14 protein-coding genes are annotated in these 16,422 nt (G+C 73.3%); 8 read left to right on the forward strand and 6 right to left on the reverse strand.

Annotated elements, in window-relative coordinates; genetic code table 11:
• Nucleotides 1-126: 126 nt before the first annotated feature.
• Nucleotides 127-789, reverse strand: coding sequence for a peptide-methionine (S)-S-oxide reductase MsrA (msrA, locus tag BM385_RS15150; protein WP_019431431.1), 663 nt, complete (start codon nt 787-789; stop codon nt 127-129).
• Nucleotides 790-803: 14 nt separating this feature from the next.
• Entirely contained in the window at nt 804-2,009 is a 1,206-nt protein-coding gene (locus BM385_RS15155) for a hypothetical protein (protein WP_093843366.1), read from the reverse strand.
• A gap of 99 nt (nt 2,010-2,108) precedes the next feature.
• Between BM385_RS15155 and BM385_RS15160 the strand changes: the two genes are divergently transcribed.
• Nucleotides 2,109-3,263 (forward strand): cystathionine gamma-synthase, encoded by a 1,155-nt coding sequence (locus tag BM385_RS15160; RefSeq protein ID WP_019431429.1) that lies wholly within the window; start codon nt 2,109-2,111, stop codon nt 3,261-3,263.
• A 23-nt stretch (nt 3,264-3,286) separates the two neighbouring features.
• Here the strand turns inward: BM385_RS15160 and BM385_RS15165 are convergent, their stop codons facing one another.
• Nucleotides 3,287-3,781: a MarR family winged helix-turn-helix transcriptional regulator gene (locus tag BM385_RS15165; RefSeq protein ID WP_093843367.1), complete on the reverse strand. Its 495-nt coding sequence runs from the start codon at nt 3,779-3,781 to the stop codon at nt 3,287-3,289.
• A 183-nt stretch (nt 3,782-3,964) separates the two neighbouring features.
• Here BM385_RS15165 and ilvA point away from each other — a divergent pair, with 183 nt between their 5' ends.
• From ilvA to BM385_RS15185, 4 genes are all read left to right on the forward strand, one after another.
• The gene (gene ilvA / locus BM385_RS15170; protein WP_026047011.1) at nt 3,965-5,188 is read left to right on the forward strand and encodes a threonine ammonia-lyase; all 1,224 of its coding nucleotides are present in this window, start codon (nt 3,965-3,967) and stop codon (nt 5,186-5,188) included.
• Nucleotides 5,189-5,417: 229 nt separating this feature from the next.
• Nucleotides 5,418-6,536 (forward strand): ATP-binding cassette domain-containing protein, encoded by a 1,119-nt coding sequence (locus BM385_RS15175; protein WP_093843368.1) that lies wholly within the window; start codon nt 5,418-5,420, stop codon nt 6,534-6,536.
• The gene (locus BM385_RS15180) at nt 6,533-7,402 is read left to right on the forward strand and encodes an ABC transporter permease (RefSeq protein ID WP_019431425.1); all 870 of its coding nucleotides are present in this window, start codon (nt 6,533-6,535) and stop codon (nt 7,400-7,402) included. The genes BM385_RS15175 and BM385_RS15180 overlap by 4 nt, the downstream gene beginning before the upstream one ends.
• Nucleotides 7,403-7,575: 173 nt before the next feature.
• The gene (locus tag BM385_RS15185; protein ID WP_019431424.1) at nt 7,576-10,857 is read left to right on the forward strand and encodes a tetratricopeptide repeat protein; all 3,282 of its coding nucleotides are present in this window, start codon (nt 7,576-7,578) and stop codon (nt 10,855-10,857) included.
• 85 nt (nt 10,858-10,942) lie between these two features.
• Here BM385_RS15185 and BM385_RS15190 read toward each other — a convergent pair whose 3' ends face one another.
• Both BM385_RS15190 and mca read right to left on the reverse strand, forming a co-directional pair.
• A complete protein-coding gene (locus BM385_RS15190; protein WP_093843369.1) occupies nt 10,943-11,251 on the reverse strand; it encodes a hypothetical protein in 309 nt (102 codons plus the stop codon).
• Nucleotides 11,244-12,128: a mycothiol conjugate amidase Mca gene (gene mca, locus BM385_RS15195; protein ID WP_019431422.1), complete on the reverse strand. Its 885-nt coding sequence runs from the start codon at nt 12,126-12,128 to the stop codon at nt 11,244-11,246. The genes BM385_RS15190 and mca overlap by 8 nt, the downstream gene beginning before the upstream one ends.
• A 102-nt stretch (nt 12,129-12,230) precedes the next feature.
• Here mca and BM385_RS15200 point away from each other — a divergent pair, with 102 nt between their 5' ends.
• From BM385_RS15200 to BM385_RS15210, 3 genes are all read left to right on the forward strand, one after another.
• Nucleotides 12,231-12,641, forward strand: coding sequence for a DUF4307 domain-containing protein (locus BM385_RS15200; RefSeq protein ID WP_026047010.1), 411 nt, complete (start codon nt 12,231-12,233; stop codon nt 12,639-12,641).
• A 219-nt stretch (nt 12,642-12,860) separates the two neighbouring features.
• On the forward strand, nt 12,861-13,358 hold the full coding sequence (gene greA, locus BM385_RS15205) for a transcription elongation factor GreA (RefSeq protein ID WP_019431420.1): 498 nt from the start codon (nt 12,861-12,863) through the stop codon (nt 13,356-13,358).
• A gap of 126 nt (nt 13,359-13,484) precedes the next feature.
• Nucleotides 13,485-15,512, forward strand: a complete 2,028-nt coding sequence (locus tag BM385_RS15210; protein ID WP_093843370.1) for a thioredoxin domain-containing protein — start codon at nt 13,485-13,487, stop codon at nt 15,510-15,512.
• A gap of 99 nt (nt 15,513-15,611) precedes the next feature.
• Here the strand turns inward: BM385_RS15210 and trhA are convergent, their stop codons facing one another.
• On the reverse strand, nt 15,612-16,313 hold the full coding sequence (gene trhA / locus BM385_RS15215) for a PAQR family membrane homeostasis protein TrhA (RefSeq protein ID WP_051130984.1): 702 nt from the start codon (nt 16,311-16,313) through the stop codon (nt 15,612-15,614).
• Between the last annotated feature and the right edge of the window lie 109 nt (nt 16,314-16,422).

The raw sequence follows: 16,422 nt of genomic DNA on the forward strand, positions 1-16,422 counted from the left end.
GTGAGGTGCAGTCCCCCGGACCGGCGCCGGGGGACGGAGTCGTCAGCTGTCTGCCGGGCGATGCCCGTGGGCCGGGGGCGCTCCGTTGGTTTCGAACGAATTCCCCGGCCCGCGTGTGGCGGGCCGTCAGCCGGCCTTGGCCACGCCGATCGGGCAGGACAGGCCCGTGCCGCCGAGGCCGCAGTAGCCGGCGGGGTTCTTGTCCAGGTACTGCTGGTGGTACAGCTCCGCCACGTAGAACGGGCGGTCGGCCGCCGGGAGGATCTCGGTGGTGATCGTGCCGTAGCCCGAGGACTCCAGGACCTTCTGGTACGCCGCCCGCGACTCCTCGGCGGCCTGCTGCTGCTCCGGCGAGTGGGTGTGGATCGCCGAGCGGTACTGGGTGCCCACGTCGTTGCCCTGGCGGAAGCCCTGGGTGGGGTCGTGCGACTCCCAGAACACCTTCAGCAGCTCCGCGTACGACACCCGCGAGGGGTCGAAGACGACCCGCACCGTCTCGGTGTGCCCGGTCAGCCCGCTGCACACCTCCTCGTACGTCGGGTTCGGGGTGATACCGCCCTGGTAGCCGACCAGCGTCGTCCACACGCCCTCGGTCTGCCAGAAGCGCCGCTCGGCGCCCCAGAAGCAGCCCAGCGCGAAGTCCGCCACCTCCAGGTGCTCCGGGTACGGGCCGGCCAGCGGGGTGTCCAGCACCGTGTGCCGGCCCGGGTCGGCAAGTATCGGCTCGGAGCGGCCGGGGAGGGCGTCCTCGGGGCCCGGCAGCCGGGTCTTGAAAGCGTTCAGCATCATCTTTCTTCTCTCTCCTACTGACGGGTGATCGCCAGCGCGCGGTACGCCGCGTACTCCTGTGCCGGGTGCTGCCCGTCCACCCAGGGGATCGCCCCCACATAACCGTCGACGGCCCGCACCTGTTCCGCCGCCTCCGCGTACCTCTCGGCGCGCACCAGGAAACACAGCAGCAGATGGCGCACGTGCGCCTCCACCGGGTGACCGGGCCGCACGTTGTTCACGGCGTACTGCGCCGCCTCGATCGCGTCGCCGATCACCGCACCCTGGTACATGCCCGAGGACAGCTGCACCTCGGGCAGGTGCTCGTACACGGCGAACAGCGGCAGCGCCGGCAGCAGGCTGCCCGCCGGGGCCGCGCCCGCCGCCGAGCGGGCGAAGCCCTCGGCGTCCTGGCGGGAGCCGTGCCACTTCTCCGCGAAGTACGGCAGGGCCGCCAGATGCGCGCCCATGTGCTGCCGGTCGCGCTGGGTGACCTTCGCCCACAGGGCCTCGAAATCCGGCCGCCGGTAGCTGAGGCCCCGGGCGATGAACAACTCCGTGATGTACGGGATCGGGTCGTCCGGCGCCAGCCGCGCCGCCTCGCCCGCGACCGTACGGGCCTCCTCCAGCACGATCCGGTGGTCCGCCGAACCGGTGTCGGACATCGCCTGCCAGACCAGGAACTGCGCGTACACCTGCGCACCGCCCACGTCCGCCGGCTCCTCCTGCCGCCAGCGGCGCAGCCAGCCCGCGTCGTGCCGGGGGGCCTCCTTGGACAGCGACAGCCGGCCGTCGCCGGGTGCCGGAGCGTCCTCGGTGGGCTGCCCGGAGGCGCGCCAGTGCGCCAGCTCCATGGCGGCGGCGCCCGCCAGGGACTGCACGCGCTGCCAGCGCAGCTCGTTGTCGTCCGTCATGGCCAGCAGATGCCCCGCCGGACGCCAGTTCTGGGTGCGCCGGACCTCCTCCAGGGTGGTCACCAGCTCCGGGTCGGGGCCCGGCAGCCGCAGATCCAGCTGATCGACGGGGACGAGGCCGGTGTCGTGGTACGGCTCGTCGTCCCCGCCGCGCCCGCCGAAGGCCGGACCCGGACCCGGACCCGGGCCGGGGCCCTGGGCGGGGCCGCCCGCCGTCCGCCGGGCGGCGGCTTCCAGCTCCTGGCGCTCCTTGCGCCGGCGCAGGGCGGGCATCACCACCACGCCGAAGATGGCGGTGATGGCGACGAGAAACAGAAGGACTTCCATGGCGGGCGGCTCCCCCGGACAGGATTTCGACGGTGCGGACAGCCTATGGCCCTTGTTGTGGCGGGCTGTCTCCACCGTACGGCCCATTACGGTGTACTCATGACTGAGCACGGGAGCAGGCAGCACTTCGAGACGCTTGCCATCCACGCGGGGCAGGAGCCCGACGCGGCCACCGGCGCGGTGGTGCCGCCCATCCACCAGGTGTCCACCTACAAGCAGGACGGGGTGGGCGGACTGCGCGGCGGCTACGAGTACAGCCGGTCGGCCAACCCGACCCGTACCGCCCTGGAGGAGAACCTCGCCGCCCTGGAGGGCGGCCGGCGCGGGCTCGCCTTCGCCTCGGGCCTGGCCGCCGAGGACTGCCTGCTGCGCACCCTGCTCAAGCCGGGCGACCACCTGGTGATCCCGGACGACGCGTACGGCGGCACGTTCCGGCTGATCGCCAAGGTCGTGGAGCGCTGGGGCGTGGCGTGGTCGGTGGCCAACACCTCGGACCCGGCGGCGGTGCGGGAGGCCGTGCGCCCCGAGACGAAGCTGATCTGGGTGGAGACGCCGTCCAACCCGCTGCTCGGCATCACCGACATCGCGCTGATCGCGGACATCGCCCGCTCGGCGGGCGCGCGGCTTGCGGTGGACAACACCTTCGCGAGCCCCTACCTCCAGCAGCCGCTGGCGCTGGGCGCGGACGTGGTGGTGCACTCCACCACCAAGTACATGGGCGGCCACTCGGACGTGGTCGGCGGCGCGCTGGTGACGGCGGACGAGGAGCTGGGCGGCGAGCTGGCGTTCCACCAGAACGCCATGGGCGCGATCGCGGGCCCGTTCGACTCCTGGCTGGTGCTGCGCGGCATCAAGACGCTGGCGGTGCGGATGGACCGGCACAGCGCGAACGCGGCGCGGATCGTGGAGGCGCTGGCGGCGCACCCGAAGGTCACCCAGGTGTACTACCCGGGTCTGGCCTCGCACCCGGGGCACGAGGTCGCGGCCAAGCAGATGCGGGACTTCGGCGGAATGGTGTCCTTCCGGGTCGCGGGCGGCGAGGAGGAGGCCGTGGCGGTGTGTGACCGCACGCGGGTCTTCACGCTGGGCGAGTCGCTGGGCGGCGTCGAGTCGCTGATCGAGCACCCGGGGCGGATGACGCATGCCTCGGTGGCCGGCTCCGCGCTGGAGGTGCCGGCCGATCTGGTGCGGCTGTCGGTGGGGATCGAGGCGGTCGACGACCTGCTGGCGGATCTGCGGCAGGCCCTGGGCTAGAGCCGGGGCCGGGCGGCGGGCCGTCAGGTGGCCGGCCCGCCGCCTCCCGTGTGCAGGTGGGCCATGGCGGCGTTGAAGCGGTGCAGCAGGGAGTGGATCTGCTCACGTTCCCCCTCGGTCCACTCCTCGGTGAGCAGCGCCATCAGTTCGCGGCGGGAGGAGCGGATCTCCTCCAGCCGGGCGCTGCCGCGCGGGGTGAGCTGGAGGACCACGGCCCGTCCGTCGTCGGGGTCGGCGGCGCGGCGGACCAGGGCGGCCTCCACCAGGGGCGCCGCCTGCCGGGTGACGGTGGAGGAGTCGATGCCCATGCCGTGGGCGAGGGCCTTCACTCCGGTGGGCCCTTCCTGGTCGAGCCGGCTGAGCAGCAGGTAGGCGGCGCGGTCCATGGAGTTGCGGGCCGGGCCGAGGGCGCCGAGGCGGCTCTGTTCGGCGCGGCGGGCGAAGACGGCCACCTCGTGCTGGAGCCCGTCGAACAGTTCGCGGCCCTCGGCCGTCGGTGGTGTCGATTCAGACGTCATGTCTCGCGGGAGGTAGGGCGGGCAACGGCGGTACGGCGTAGGGGTGCCGGCGTACGGGGGATGGCTCGCGGCACAGCGTACGCGGCCGTACGCACTGCGCGGAGACCCGTGGCCGAGACCCGTCGTCCGATCCGGTACGGCACCGGGCGCGCCGGGCCGCCAAACGCCTGCCAGACTGGCGCTATGGCCACAAATCCCCCGGCCGGCGCGCCGAGTCCGGATGACATACGCGCCGCGCAGAAGGTGCTCACGGGAGTTTCGCGGGTGACCGCGATGGAGGGCAGCCGCTATCTGACCCAGCTGGTGGGCGCCCCCGTCCACTTCAAGTGCGAGAACCTCCAGCGCACCGGGTCCTTCAAGGTGCGCGGCGCCTATGTGCGCATCGCGGCGCTGTCGGAGGAGGAGCGGGCGCGCGGCGTGGTGGCGGCGAGTGCCGGGAACCATGCGCAGGGCGTGGCGCTCGCGGCGACGCTGCTGGGGGTGCGGTCGACGGTGTTCATGCCGGCGGGTGCGCCGCTGCCGAAGGTGGCGGCCACCCGGGAGTACGGGGCGGAGGTGCGGACGGCGGGGCAGGTGGTGGACGAGACGCTGGCGGCGGCGCGCGAGTACGCGGAGGCCACCGGCGCGGTGTTCATCCATCCCTTCGACCATCCGGACGTGGTGGCGGGGCAGGGCACGATCGGCCTGGAGATCCTGGAGCAGTGTCCCGAGGTGCGCACCGTGGTGGTGGGGATCGGCGGCGGGGGGCTGGCGGCGGGGGTGGCGCTGGCGGTGAAGTCGCTGCGGCCGGACGTACGGGTGGTGGGCGTGCAGGCGGCCGGGGCGGCGGCGTATCCGCCGTCGCTGGCGGCCGGGCGGCCGGTGGCGCTGGAGTCGGTGGCGACGATGGCGGACGGGATGAAGGTGGGGCGGCCGGGGGAGGTGCCGTTCCGGATCATCGCGGAGCTGGTGGACGAGGTGCGCACCGTCTCCGAGGACGCGCTCTCCAGCGCGCTGCTGCTGTGTCTGGAGCGGGCGAAGCTGGTGGTGGAGCCGGCGGGGGCGGCGCCGGTGGCGGCGCTGCTGACGGACCCGGAGGCGTTCGAGGGTCCGGTGGTGGCGGTGCTGTCGGGCGGGAACGTGGATCCGCTGGTGCTCCAGCGGACGCTTCAGCACGGGATGGCGGCGGCGGGGCGGTATCTGTCGCTGCGGGTGCGGCTGCCGGACCGGCCGGGGGTGCTGGCGCGGCTGCTGGGGGAGTTGTCGGAGGCGGACGCCAATGTGCTGGCGGTCAACCACACCCGGACGGATCCGCGGCTGGGGGTGAGCGAGGCCGAGGTGGAGCTGCATCTGGAGACACAGGGACCGCGGCACTGCGCGGCGGTGGCGGCGGGGATGCGGGACGCGGGGTACCGGATTCTGGACTGAGCCCGGGCGGGCTGAGCCCGGGCGGACGGTGGACGGTGGACGGCGGACGGTCGCGATGTGACGCGACTGTCCGCCGTTGTGGTGTTTCGGCAGGTCAGCGCGGTGATGGTGGGAGTTGTCCACAGGGTGTCGCGTGGGGGTTGCGATATATCGCGTTACCCGTAAAACTGGCGGAGTCGCCCGGCCGGGGCGACGCTGAACGTCGGCCACCGAACACGGGGAGACCACAATGCCGGGTGCGATTTACGCCGAGGGGCTGGTGAAGACCTTCGGGGATGTCAGAGCACTGGACGGCGTCGACTTCGACGTGCCGGAGGGCACCGTGCTGGGCCTGCTCGGTCCCAACGGCGCGGGCAAGACCACCGCCGTCCGGGTGCTCACCACACTGCTGCGGGCCGACAGCGGGCGGGCCGAGGTGGCCGGGCTCGATGTCGCCACCCAGCCCAACGAGGTACGCCGCGCGATCGGGCTGTCGGGCCAGTTCGCCGCCGTGGACGACTATCTGACGGGCAGGGAGAACCTCCAGATGGTGGGGCAGCTCTACCAGCTGCCGGCCCGCGAGGCGAAGGCCCGCGCCGGGGACCTGCTGGAGCGGTTCAACCTCGCCGACGCCGGTGACCGCACCGCTCGCACCTACTCCGGCGGCATGCGGCGCCGGCTCGACCTGGCCGCCTCGCTGGTGGTCAGCCCGCCGGTGATGTTCATGGACGAGCCCACCACCGGGCTCGACCCGCACAACCGGCAGGCCCTGTGGGAGCTGATCAAGGAGCTGGTGGCCGGCGGCACCACCCTGCTGCTCACCACCCAGTACCTGGAGGAGGCCGACCACCTCGCGGACACCATCGCCGTCGTGGACCACGGCCAGGTCATCGCGCGCGGCACCTCCGACGAGCTGAAGACCCGCAGCGGCGGCGACGTCATCGAGCTGGTGGTGCACGACCGGGAGCGCATCCCCGAGGCCCAGGACATCCTGCGCCGGCTGGGAGAGGGGGAGCCGGGGCTGGTGGCGCACACCCGGCGGCTGACCGTCCCGGCCACCGGCGGGGCCAAGCTGCTGGCCGAGGTCATCCGCGAGCTCGACGGCCGCGCCATCGAGATCGACGACATCGGGCTGCGCCGGCCGACTCTGGACGACGTCTTCATCTCGCTGACCGGGCACAGCGCCGAGTTCGACGAGCTGAACGGCGCGGGGAACGGCAACGGCGGCCGGGACGGAGGCCGGGACGACGGCCGGGAGAAACCCCCGCGCGGGCCCGATCCGGGCCGTCCCGATCCCGGCAGCCCCGGGCCCGGGCGCACCGGCGAGGGCCCGGTGCGCGACGACGGCCGGGAAGGGGGTGCGGCATGAGCATCGACACCCGTCGCGCGCCGTCCCCGCCCCCGGCTCCCGCCGGCGGCCGGATCACCCTCCGGCAGAACCTCCGGGATTCCCTGGTCGTCGCCAAGCGCAATCTGCTGCGCATGCTGCGCATCCCCGAAACGGTCGTCTTCGGGCTCATCCAGCCGATCATGTTCGTGGTGCTGTTCGCCTACGTCTTCGGCGGCTCCATCAGCATCCCCGGGGCCGGGCTCAGCGCCAGCGCCTACCGCGAGTTCCTCATGGGCGGCATCTTCGCGCAGACCGTCACCTTCGCCACCGCGGGCGCCGCCGCCGGCATCGCCGAGGACATGCAGAAGGGCATCATCGACCGGTTCCGCTCGCTGCCCATGGCCCGCGGCGCCGTCCTCACCGGCCGCACCTTCGCCGACCTGGCGCAGACCGCCGTCATCCTCGTCGTCCTCGCCGTCGTCGCCTTCCTGGTCGGCTGGCGCATCCACGACGGGCCGCTGAGCGCCCTGGCCGCCTTCGGGCTGCTGCTCCTCCTCGGCTACGCGTTCACCTGGATCGGCGCCCTGATCGGGCTCTCGGTGCGCACCCCCGAAGCCGCCACCTCCGGCGGGCTGGTGTGGCTCTTCCCGCTGACCTTCATCTCGGTCGCCTTCGTCCCCTCCGAGAACATGCCCGGCTGGCTCCAGCCCGTCGCCGAGTGGAACCCGTTCAGCGCCACCGTGCTCGCCGTGCGTGATCTGTTCGGCAACCTGCCGCCCGACTACCGGGCACCCGACGTCTGGCCCATGCAGCACCCGGCCCTCGCGTCCGTCCTGTGGTCCGTGCTGATCATTGCGATCTTCCGCACCCTCGCCGTCCGCAAATACCAGCGCGCCACCGGCTGACACCCCGGCCGGGCCGCGCCCGCGCGGCGGCGCCGCCCGGCCGGGCGGCGCACCGCTCCACCCCGCGCCCGTCGCCCAACGGCACGGTTTGGCCAAGAACCGCGTGAGGCGGCGGGCTCGGGGAAGGCGTCTGAGGGTGTGTCTGGACGGCGGACACCACGGGAGGGGGACACATGGCGACACAGCTGGCACTGACCCAGGAACACCGGGAGGAGATCGACCGGCTGCTGGTACGGGCCGCGGAGGAAGAGGTACGCCGCTCCGACGGCCGCGTCGACGGACGGCAACTGCTGCAACGGGCCCGCAGCACCATCGAGGAAATCCACCGGCCCGCCCTGGAGGAGTACGCCGTCTACCGGCGGGCCGCCGAGGAGTTCTCCCCCGGCAAGCTCAGCGACCGCTTCCGGCTCCAGGCCCTCGGCGGCGCCCTGGCGGCCACCATCGCCGCCTCCATCGCCGTCCTCATCCTGATCGGCGGCAGCGAGCTGGCCACCTCGGTGGCCTTCATCGACGCCGTCGTCGTCATCGCCGCCGGCATCCTCGGCTACGCCCTGTACGCGGTGTTCGCCCACCAGTGGGCCGTCCAGCGGCACGCCGGTGACCGGCACCAGCCCGGCGGCGTCGAAGCGCTGCGCCTGGAATGGCTCACCGCCGTCGAGGTGCGCGGCATCCGCCCCTACCTCGACCAGCAGCGCGCCCTCGCCCCGCACCGCGACAGCGCCGTCCCCGAGCAGCGCGACCCGCGCCGCGCCCCGCAGCAGCAGCGCCGCCCCGACCGCAGCGCCGCCGCCAGGACCCGCGCCGTCCTCGCCAAGTCCTTCGGCCGGCTCCCCGAACCGGGCCACCCCTTCATCGGACGCCGCCGCCACCTCACCCAGATCACCCAGTGGGTCAACCGCGACCGGGCCCGCACCGACACCCGGCCCACCGTCGTCGTGCTGCACGGCCCCTCCGGCTCCGGACGCACCATGCTCGCCCGCTGGGCCGCCCACGAACTGCGCGAACTCTTCCGCGGCGCCTGCCTGGTCGACCTGCGCGGCCAGAGCGTCGACCCGCTGCCCACCCGCGACGCCATCCTCCATCTGATGAACCGGCTCGGCGCCCCCCGCGACCAACTGCTCTTCCGCGAGGGAGCCGGCCGCGAGGCCGACGCCGGCCAGCTGCGCCGGCTCGCCGAGCGCTACCACCAGCACCTGGCAGGGCTCCCCGTCGTCATCATCCTCGACGACGCCACCGACGCCGAGCAGGTCGCCACCCTCATCCCCGAACGCTCCGACTCCCTCGTCCTGGTCACCGCCGCCGAGCCGCTCGACCTCGACCCCGAGCTGCCCGCCTCCGTCCACCAGCTGCCCCTCGAAGCGCTCGACCCCACCAGCGCCGAGGAACTGCTGCGCGCCACCGTCACCGACAACTCCACCCTCGCCACCGGCCCCGAGGCCCAGCACGACTGGCACCGGCTGGCCGACCTGTGCGACGGCCGCCCCCTGCTCCTCCAGCTCGCCGGCCCCACCCTCACCCGGCGCACCCCCGCGCAGCTCGTCGAGGCGCTGGAAGCCGCCACCCCCGAGGGCCCGGGCCCCGACCCCGCCGAACGCGTCCTGCGCAGCCGCTACACCGACCTGAGCGACCCGGCCCGCAAACTGCTGCGCCGCCTCGCCCTGGCCGGCCGCGCCAGCCTCGGCGCCCGCGCCGCCGCCGCCCTGCTCGACGTCGGCCAGAAGGAAGGCGCCCAGCAACTCGAAGAGCTGCACGAGGCCGGGTTCGTCAGCCATGTGCGCGGCAGCCGCTACCGCCTGCACGACCTGGTGCGGCGCTTCGCCCGGGTCCGGCTCTTCGACGAGGAGAGCCACGAGGAGCGCTCGGCCGCCCAGGAACGCCTCATCCGCAGCTACGCCGAGCTGGCCGACACCGTCATCCGGCTCGTCGACGGCAAGACCTCCACCCGCGCCGACCTGCTGCCCGCCGCCGCCGGCGGACACGGCTTCTCCTCGCTGGACTCCGCGCTGCGCTGGCTGGACGACGAGACCAGCTTCATCACCGCCACCCTCCGCTACGCCGACGAACGCGTGGACCGGCAGGCCGTCCAGCACCTGCTCGGCGCGCTGTGCGACTACTGCCTGCTGCGCGGTGACCTCTACCGGCTCGGCGAGCTGAACGAGCTGACCCAGGCCGTCAACCAGGGCTTGCTGACCCGTTCCGTCCAGTGGCGCACCGGTGTCGCCGCCCGCCAGCTCGGTGAGCTGGACAAGGCCCGCTCCACCCTCTCCTCGGTGGTCTCCCTCTACCAGGAGGCGCAGAACAACGCCGGCACCGCCGCCGCCCTGCGCGACCTCGGCATCACCCTCCAGCACCAGGGGCAGCTGCCCGAGGCCCAGAGCAAGCTGCGCGAGGCGCTCGACCTCCAGCAGGCCCCGGAGCTGGCCGGCGACCGGGGCTGGACCCTGCACGCCCTGGCCGCCGTCGAACGCGAACGCGGCCGGCTCGGCTCCGCCCGGGGCATGCTCGCGGAAGCCCTGCGGCTGCACCAGGGCAGCGGCTCGGTGCACGGCGAGGCGTGGACCCGTTTCCAGCTCGGCCAGACCCTGCTGTGGGCGGGCCGCACCGCCGACGCGGAGCAGGAGCTGCGGACCGCCCTCGACCTGTACGAACGCTCGCAGGACGTGCGCGGCGTGGCGTTCGCGACCACCGAGCTGGGGCTGGCCCGGCTGCACGACGGTGACGCCACCTCCGCCCAGGAGCAGGTGCGCGCGGCCCTCGCGCAGCACCGGGAGACCGAGGACGCCCGCGGTGAGGCATGGGGCCTGTACTACCTGGGGCAGGCCCAGGAGGAGGGCGGCGACCCGGAGGGCGCGCTGCGCTCGCTGGAGCAGGCGCGCACCATGTTCAGCCGGATGCGTGACATCTACGGCCTCGCCTGGGCCCGGCACCACTCCGCGCGGCTGACCCGCGACATCCGGGCGCAGAGCACGGGTTCGCTGCGGAATTCCGGGTTCGCCCGGCAGCTGCTCACCGATGCCCGCCGCGACTTCCAGCGGGCCGGGGTGGTGCACGGCGAGGCCTGGTCGGCGCTGGAGCTGGCGGTGATCGACGCGGGCAACGAGCGGGCCGGGCAGGCGCTGGAGCTGGCCGACGAGGCACTGCGGCTGTTCACCGAGGGCTACGGGGACGGCGGCCCCGACCGGCGCGGCGCGGACTGGGCGCAGTTCCTGCGCTGCACGCTGCTGCCGCTGGCCTCACCGGGCGGCTCGGAGATCGGCGAGGCGGTGGCGCGGGAGGAACTGGACGAGCTGCTGCGCGCGGAGCATCCGCTGCGCGACCCGCGGCTGACGGACGCGGCGTCCAGCTACGTCCTGATGCTGGAGCGGGGCCAGGGCCCCGAGTCGGGCTGGCCGGCCTGGCGGATGGGCATGGTGCCCCGGCGCGGTGCCCGGGATGTGCTGGGCGTGCCGGCCTGACCGCCCGGCGCGCCGGGCGGGCGGCGGGCGGTGTGCGGGGCGGGCGGGGAGGGAACGCCTCCCGGTCCGCGCCGGGCCCGGTGGGTCAGGCGGGGGAGGAGCTGCGGTCCCGGTCGCCCGCGGCCGGTTCCGAGCCCTGCGGTTCCCCCGTGCCGCTGCCGTCGCCGCCCTCGCGGGCCGCGCCGCCGTCCGGGTCGGCGGAGCCGCCCAGCCGCTCGGCGCGCTCCTGCTCCTTGAAGTCGATCCTGCCCAGCTGCCGGCTCATCGACTTCAGCAGCACCCAGACGGCGACCCCCAGGGCCGCGAACACGACGAAGCCCAGCACGCCGGGCGTCACCGTGTACTCGGTGAGTTTCTTTTCGGCCTCTTCGGCCAGGGGAAGCAGCTCACTCATACCCGTCATTGTCGCGGATGCCCGCGAACAGGTCCGACTCGGGGATCGAGGTGGGCACCCGGGACTTCGCCAGCTCGTAGTCCTCGGTCGGCCACACCTCCTGCTGCACCTCCATCGGCACCCGGAACCAGCCGCCCTCCGGGTCGATCTGGGTGGCGTGGGCGATCAGCGCCTTGTCCCGCACCGGGAAGAACTCGGCACTCGGAACGAACGTGGTCAGGGTGCGCCCCTCCCGGTCCGACTCGTCCCAGCGCTCCAGCCACTCCCCGTACGGCGACTCCAGGCCGCGCGCCAGCAGCGCCTCGTGCAGGGCGACGGTGCGCGGCCGGTTGAAGCCCTGGTTGTAGTACAGCTTCAGCGGCGTCCACGGCTCACCCGTGCCCGGGTAGCGCTCCGGGTCGCCGGCCGCCTCGTACGCCACCATCGAGATCTTGTGCGTCATGATGTGGTCGGGGTGCGGGTAGCCGCCGTTCTCGTCGTACGTCGTGATGACGTGCGGCCGGAACGACCGGATCAGCCGCACCAGCGGCTCGGCCGCCGCCTCCACGTCCTGGAGCGCGAAGCACCCCTCGGGCAGCGGCGGCAGCGGGTCGCCCTCGGGCAGCCCGGAGTCCACGAACCCCAGCCACTCCTGCTTCACCCCCAGGATCTCCCGGGCTTCCGCCATCTCCTTGGCCCGTACCTCGTGGATGTGCTCCTCGATGTAGGTGTCACCCTGAAGCTTCGGGTTCAGGATGGAGCCCCGTTCTCCGCCGGTGCAGGTGGCGACGAGGACGTCGACCCCCTCCGACACATACTTCGCCATCGTCGCGGCGCCCTTGCTCGACTCGTCGTCGGGGTGGGCGTGCACGGCCATGAGCCGCAGCTGCTTGGTCAAGACTGGTCCTCGTGTCTCGGTCCTGGAGTCGCCTTCTATAGTGACTGATGGACCAGCGCGGGATATTCCCGTGCGTCACGCCCACCCGCCGGAGGACGCACCATGGCTACCGTTCGTGACGGCGTGCCCGAGGGGCGGTACGGCAGGTCCGGCGCCGCCTCCGACGCGCGCACGGACCGGCGGCTGAAGATCACCGGCCTGGTGCTCGGTGTGCTGCTGCTGGCCTTCGTCGGCTGGGCGGGCGTCCACTACATCAGCGGGCAGAAGGTCACCGGAGAGGTCACCGGTTTCACGGTCACCTCCGACACCGAGGTTTCGGTGAATATCGCCGTGCGCAAGCCCGCCTCCGTCACCGGCGTCTGTACGGTGCGGTCCCAGGCCGCCGACGGCCTGGAAGTCGGCCGGGCCGAGTTCCGCTTCGAGGAGGACGGCGACGCCCTCCACCGCACGGTGGTGCTGAAGACCACCGAGCGGGCCACCTCCGCCGAGCTGATGGGCTGCGCCGAAGGCTGACCGGCGGCGGCGAACGCAGCCGGCGGCGGCCCCGCCCCCGGCCGGTGTGGGTTTGCTCACGTCGCCAGGGGGTAAATCCTTTCGCAAATCGATCGGCGTTGTTAGGGTCGACGTTTCGATCGCTGATTCGCCCACCCAGGAGCGCTGCCTTCCGGGCGGGCGATGTTTTTGTATCGACCCCACGTTGTATCCATCACCACCTGTACCCGAGGAGCACCTGTGACCCAGACCAGCGACACTGTCACCTGGCTGACCCAGGAGGCGTATGACCAGCTGAAGACGGAGCTGGACTATCTGTCGGGTCCCGCGCGCATCGAGATCGCCAAGAAGATCGAGGCCGCCAGGGAAGAGGGCGACCTGAAGGAGAACGCCGGTTATCACGCGGCGAAGGAGGAGCAGGGCAAGCAGGAGGCGCGGGTGCGCCAGCTGACCCAGCTCCTCGAAAGCGCGCAGGTCGGGCAGGCTCCGGCGGACACCGGCGTGGTCGCGCCCGGCATGGTCGTCACGATCGCCTTCGACGGCGACGAGGACGACACGATGACGTTTCTGCTCGCCTCCCGCGAATTCGCCACCTCCGACATCGACACCTATTCACCGAAGTCGCCGCTCGGCGCCGGTGTCAATGGCAAAAAGGTCGGCGAGGACGCGACGTACGAACTGCCGAACGGCACCGTCGCCAGTGTGCGGGTCCTGGAGGCCAAGCCCTATCAGGCGTGAGCAGGACCGGGCGGCCACCGCCGCCCGCTGAAACCCGTGGAATGCCTCCGCGCCGGACGCGCGGGGGCATATCTGCGCCGGGCGATCCCCAGCGCCGAGCCGCCCGGGACGGTGCAGGATGGGGATATGGCCAATCGACTCGCCGACGAGACATCGCCGTATCTCCTCCAGCACGCCGACAACCCCGTGGAATGGTGGCCGTGGTCACCCGGGGCATTCGACGAGGCACGGCGCCGGGACGTACCCGTGCTGCTGAGCGTCGGATATGCGAGTTGTCACTGGTGTCATGTGATGGCACGCGAGAGTTTCGCGGATCAGGAGACCGCGGACTATCTCAATGAGCATTTCGTCGCCGTCAAGGTCGACCGCGAGGAACGCCCGGACGTGGACTCCGTCTACATGGACGCGGTGCAGGCGGCGACCGGTCAGGGCGGCTGGCCGATGACCGTGTTCATGACGGCCGACGGGGAGCCGTTCTACTTCGGGACGTATTTCCCACTGGAGCCCCGCGAGGGCCTGCCGTCGTTCAAGCAGCTGCTGGTGGGCGTGCACACCGCGTGGAGCGAGCGGCGCGGCGAGGTCACCGACGTGGCGGCCCGGATCGGGCGGGAGCTGGCCGGGCGCGATGTGGAGTACGCGGCCCCGCGCGCGCCCGGCGAGGCGGAACTGGCGATGGCGCTGGGCGGCATGCGCGGCGACTTCGACGCCGAGCGGGGCGGTTTCGGCGGCGCCCCGAAGTTCCCGCCGTCGATGGTGCTGGAGTTCCTGCTGCGCCACCACGCCCGTACCGGCGCCGAGGAGGCGCTGGAGATGGTGGAGCGCACGGCGCAGGCGATGGCGCTGGGCGGGCTGTACGACCAGCTGGGCGGCGGCTTCGCCCGGTACGCGGTGGACGGCGCCTGGGCGGTGCCGCACTTCGAGAAGATGTGCTACGACAACGCGCTGCTGGCGCGGGTGTACGCCCACTGGTGGCGGGCCACGGCCTCTCCGCTGGCCCGCCGGATCGCGCTGGAGACGGCGGATTTCCTGGTACGGGAGCTGCGCACGGCCGAGGGCGGCTTCGCCTCGGGCCTGGACGCCGACAGCGACGACGCGGACGGCCGGCACCGCGAGGGCGCCTACTACGTGTGGACACCGGAGCAGCTGCGCGCCGCCCTGGGCGAGGCGGACGGGGCGCGGGCGGCCGGGCTGTACGGGGTGACCCCGGCGGGGAACTTCGAGGAGGGCGCCTCCGTGCTGCGGCTGCTGCCGGGCACCGACCACGATCCGCAGCTGCGGGCGCGGCTGCTGGCGGCGCGGGCGGAGCGCGCCCGGCCGGGCCGGGACGACAAGGTGGTGGCGGCCTGGTGCGGGCTGGCCGTGGCGGCGCTGGCCGAGATCGGGGCCTGTTTCGAGCGGCTCGATCTGGTGGACGCGGCCCGGGACGCGGCGCGGCTGCTCGCGCGGGTGCACACCCGGCGCGACGGGGACGGCGTGCGCCTGGTGCGGACCTCGCGGGACGGCCGGGCCGGGCCGAGCGCGGGGGTGCTGGAGGACTACGGGGATGTGGCCGAGGGGTTCCTGGCGCTGTACGCGGTGACCGGGGAGACCGAGTGGCTGACCCGGGCCGGGGAACTGCTGGAGACGGTGCTGAGCCGGTTCGCGAGCCCGCAGGGGGCGCTGTACGACACGGCGGACGACGCGGAGCGGCTGATCCGCCGCCCGCAGGACCCGAGTGACGGGGCGACCCCGGCGGGGTGGACGGCGGCGGCCGGCGCGCTGCTGTCGTACGCGGCGTACACCGGGAGCGCGCGGCACCGGGAGGCGGCCGGGCGGGCGCTGGGCATCGTGACGGCGCTGGCGGAGCGCGCCCCGCGCTTCATCGGCTGGGGTCTGGCGGTGGCGGAGGCGGCGCTGGACGGCCCGCGCGAGGTGGCGGTGGTGGGGACGCCGGGGGACCCGGCGACCGAGGAGCTGCACCGTACGGCGCTGCGCTCCACCGCGCCGGGCGCGGTGGTCTCGGTGGGCGCCCCGGACACCCCGGACGCGCCGCTGCTGCGGGACCGCGCGCTGCGGGACGGGCGGCCCACGGCGTATGTGTGCCGCGACTTCGTGTGCGGGCTGCCGACGACGGACCCGGTGGAACTGGCGCACCAGCTGCGCGCCACGCGCTGAGCGGCGGCGGTGCGGGCCGGCGGTGACGGCCGGCCCCGGTCCGCGCCCGCGGGAGTCGCGGTCGAGCGGCGGTGACTCCCGCGGGAGAGCGCTGTCCGGTTACGCGTGCTGGTAGGCGACGATCGAGATGCCCACGTAGTGCACGGCGAAGGCGGCCAGCGTCAGCGAGTGGAACACCTCGTGGAAGCCGAACCAGCGCGGCGACGGGTTGGGGCGCTTCATCCCGTAGATGACCCCGCCCACGCTGTACAGCAGCCCGCCGAGGACCACCAGGGACATCACCACGACGCCGCCGGTGCGCAGGAAGTCCGGGAGGAAGAAGACCGCCGCCCAGCCCATCGCGATGTAGCACGGGGTGTACAGCCAGCGCGGCGCGCCGACCCAGAAGACCCGGAAGGCGATCCCGGCGACGGCCGCCGCCCAGATCCCCCAGAGCAGCAGCTGGCCGCGCGCGCCCTCCAGCAGCAGGATCGTCAGCGGTGTGTAGGTGCCGGCGATGATCAGGAAGATGTTGGCGTGATCGAGCCGGCGCAGCACGCCGGCGATCTTCGGCGGCCAGTTCCCCCGGTGGTAGAGCGCGCTCACTCCGAAGAGCAGGCACGCGGTGAGCGTGTACACGGCGCAGGCGATACGGCCCCGGGGGCTGCCGGCCAGCGCGGTCAGAAAGACGCCGGCGATCAGCACCGCCGGGAACATCATCGCGTGCAGCCAGCCGCGCAGGCGGGGCTTGACCACGGACAGGGGCGGCGGTGATGCGGGCGCTTCGGCCTCCTCGGCGGCCTGGGCCGCGGCAGCAGTCATGCGCCGATGCTACCGAGGTGGGCTCGGCGATTGGAGGGGCGCGGCCCGGGTGTGCCCGGGTGGTGCGTACCGGACCGGGCGTGCGCCTGCTCACTTGAGCTGCCCTGGA

Source organism: Streptomyces harbinensis (genome assembly GCF_900116145.1).
GTDB classification, from domain to species: Bacteria; Actinomycetota; Actinomycetes; order Streptomycetales; family Streptomycetaceae; genus Streptomyces; species Streptomyces carpaticus.

What these genes read in the sequence shown, in the direction of transcription:
- msrA (WP_019431431.1), bottom strand. Translation starts at nt 789, where the DNA reads ATGATGCTGAACGCTTTCAAGACCCGGCTGCCGGGCCCCGAGGACGCC.
- BM385_RS15155 (WP_093843366.1), bottom strand. Translation starts at nt 2,009, where the DNA reads ATGGAAGTCCTTCTGTTTCTCGTCGCCATCACCGCCATCTTCGGCGTG.
- BM385_RS15160 (WP_019431429.1), top strand. Translation starts at nt 2,109, where the DNA reads ATGACTGAGCACGGGAGCAGGCAGCACTTCGAGACGCTTGCCATCCAC.
- BM385_RS15165 (WP_093843367.1), bottom strand. Translation starts at nt 3,781, where the DNA reads ATGACGTCTGAATCGACACCACCGACGGCCGAGGGCCGCGAACTGTTC.
- ilvA (WP_026047011.1), top strand. Translation starts at nt 3,965, where the DNA reads ATGGCCACAAATCCCCCGGCCGGCGCGCCGAGTCCGGATGACATACGC.
- BM385_RS15175 (WP_093843368.1), top strand. Translation starts at nt 5,418, where the DNA reads ATGCCGGGTGCGATTTACGCCGAGGGGCTGGTGAAGACCTTCGGGGAT.
- BM385_RS15180 (WP_019431425.1), top strand. Translation starts at nt 6,533, where the DNA reads ATGAGCATCGACACCCGTCGCGCGCCGTCCCCGCCCCCGGCTCCCGCC.
- BM385_RS15185 (WP_019431424.1), top strand. Translation starts at nt 7,576, where the DNA reads ATGGCGACACAGCTGGCACTGACCCAGGAACACCGGGAGGAGATCGAC.
- BM385_RS15190 (WP_093843369.1), bottom strand. Translation starts at nt 11,251, where the DNA reads ATGAGTGAGCTGCTTCCCCTGGCCGAAGAGGCCGAAAAGAAACTCACC.
- BM385_RS15200 (WP_026047010.1), top strand. Translation starts at nt 12,231, where the DNA reads ATGGCTACCGTTCGTGACGGCGTGCCCGAGGGGCGGTACGGCAGGTCC.
- BM385_RS15210 (WP_093843370.1), top strand. Translation starts at nt 13,485, where the DNA reads ATGGCCAATCGACTCGCCGACGAGACATCGCCGTATCTCCTCCAGCAC.
- trhA (WP_051130984.1), bottom strand. Translation starts at nt 16,313, where the DNA reads ATGACTGCTGCCGCGGCCCAGGCCGCCGAGGAGGCCGAAGCGCCCGCA.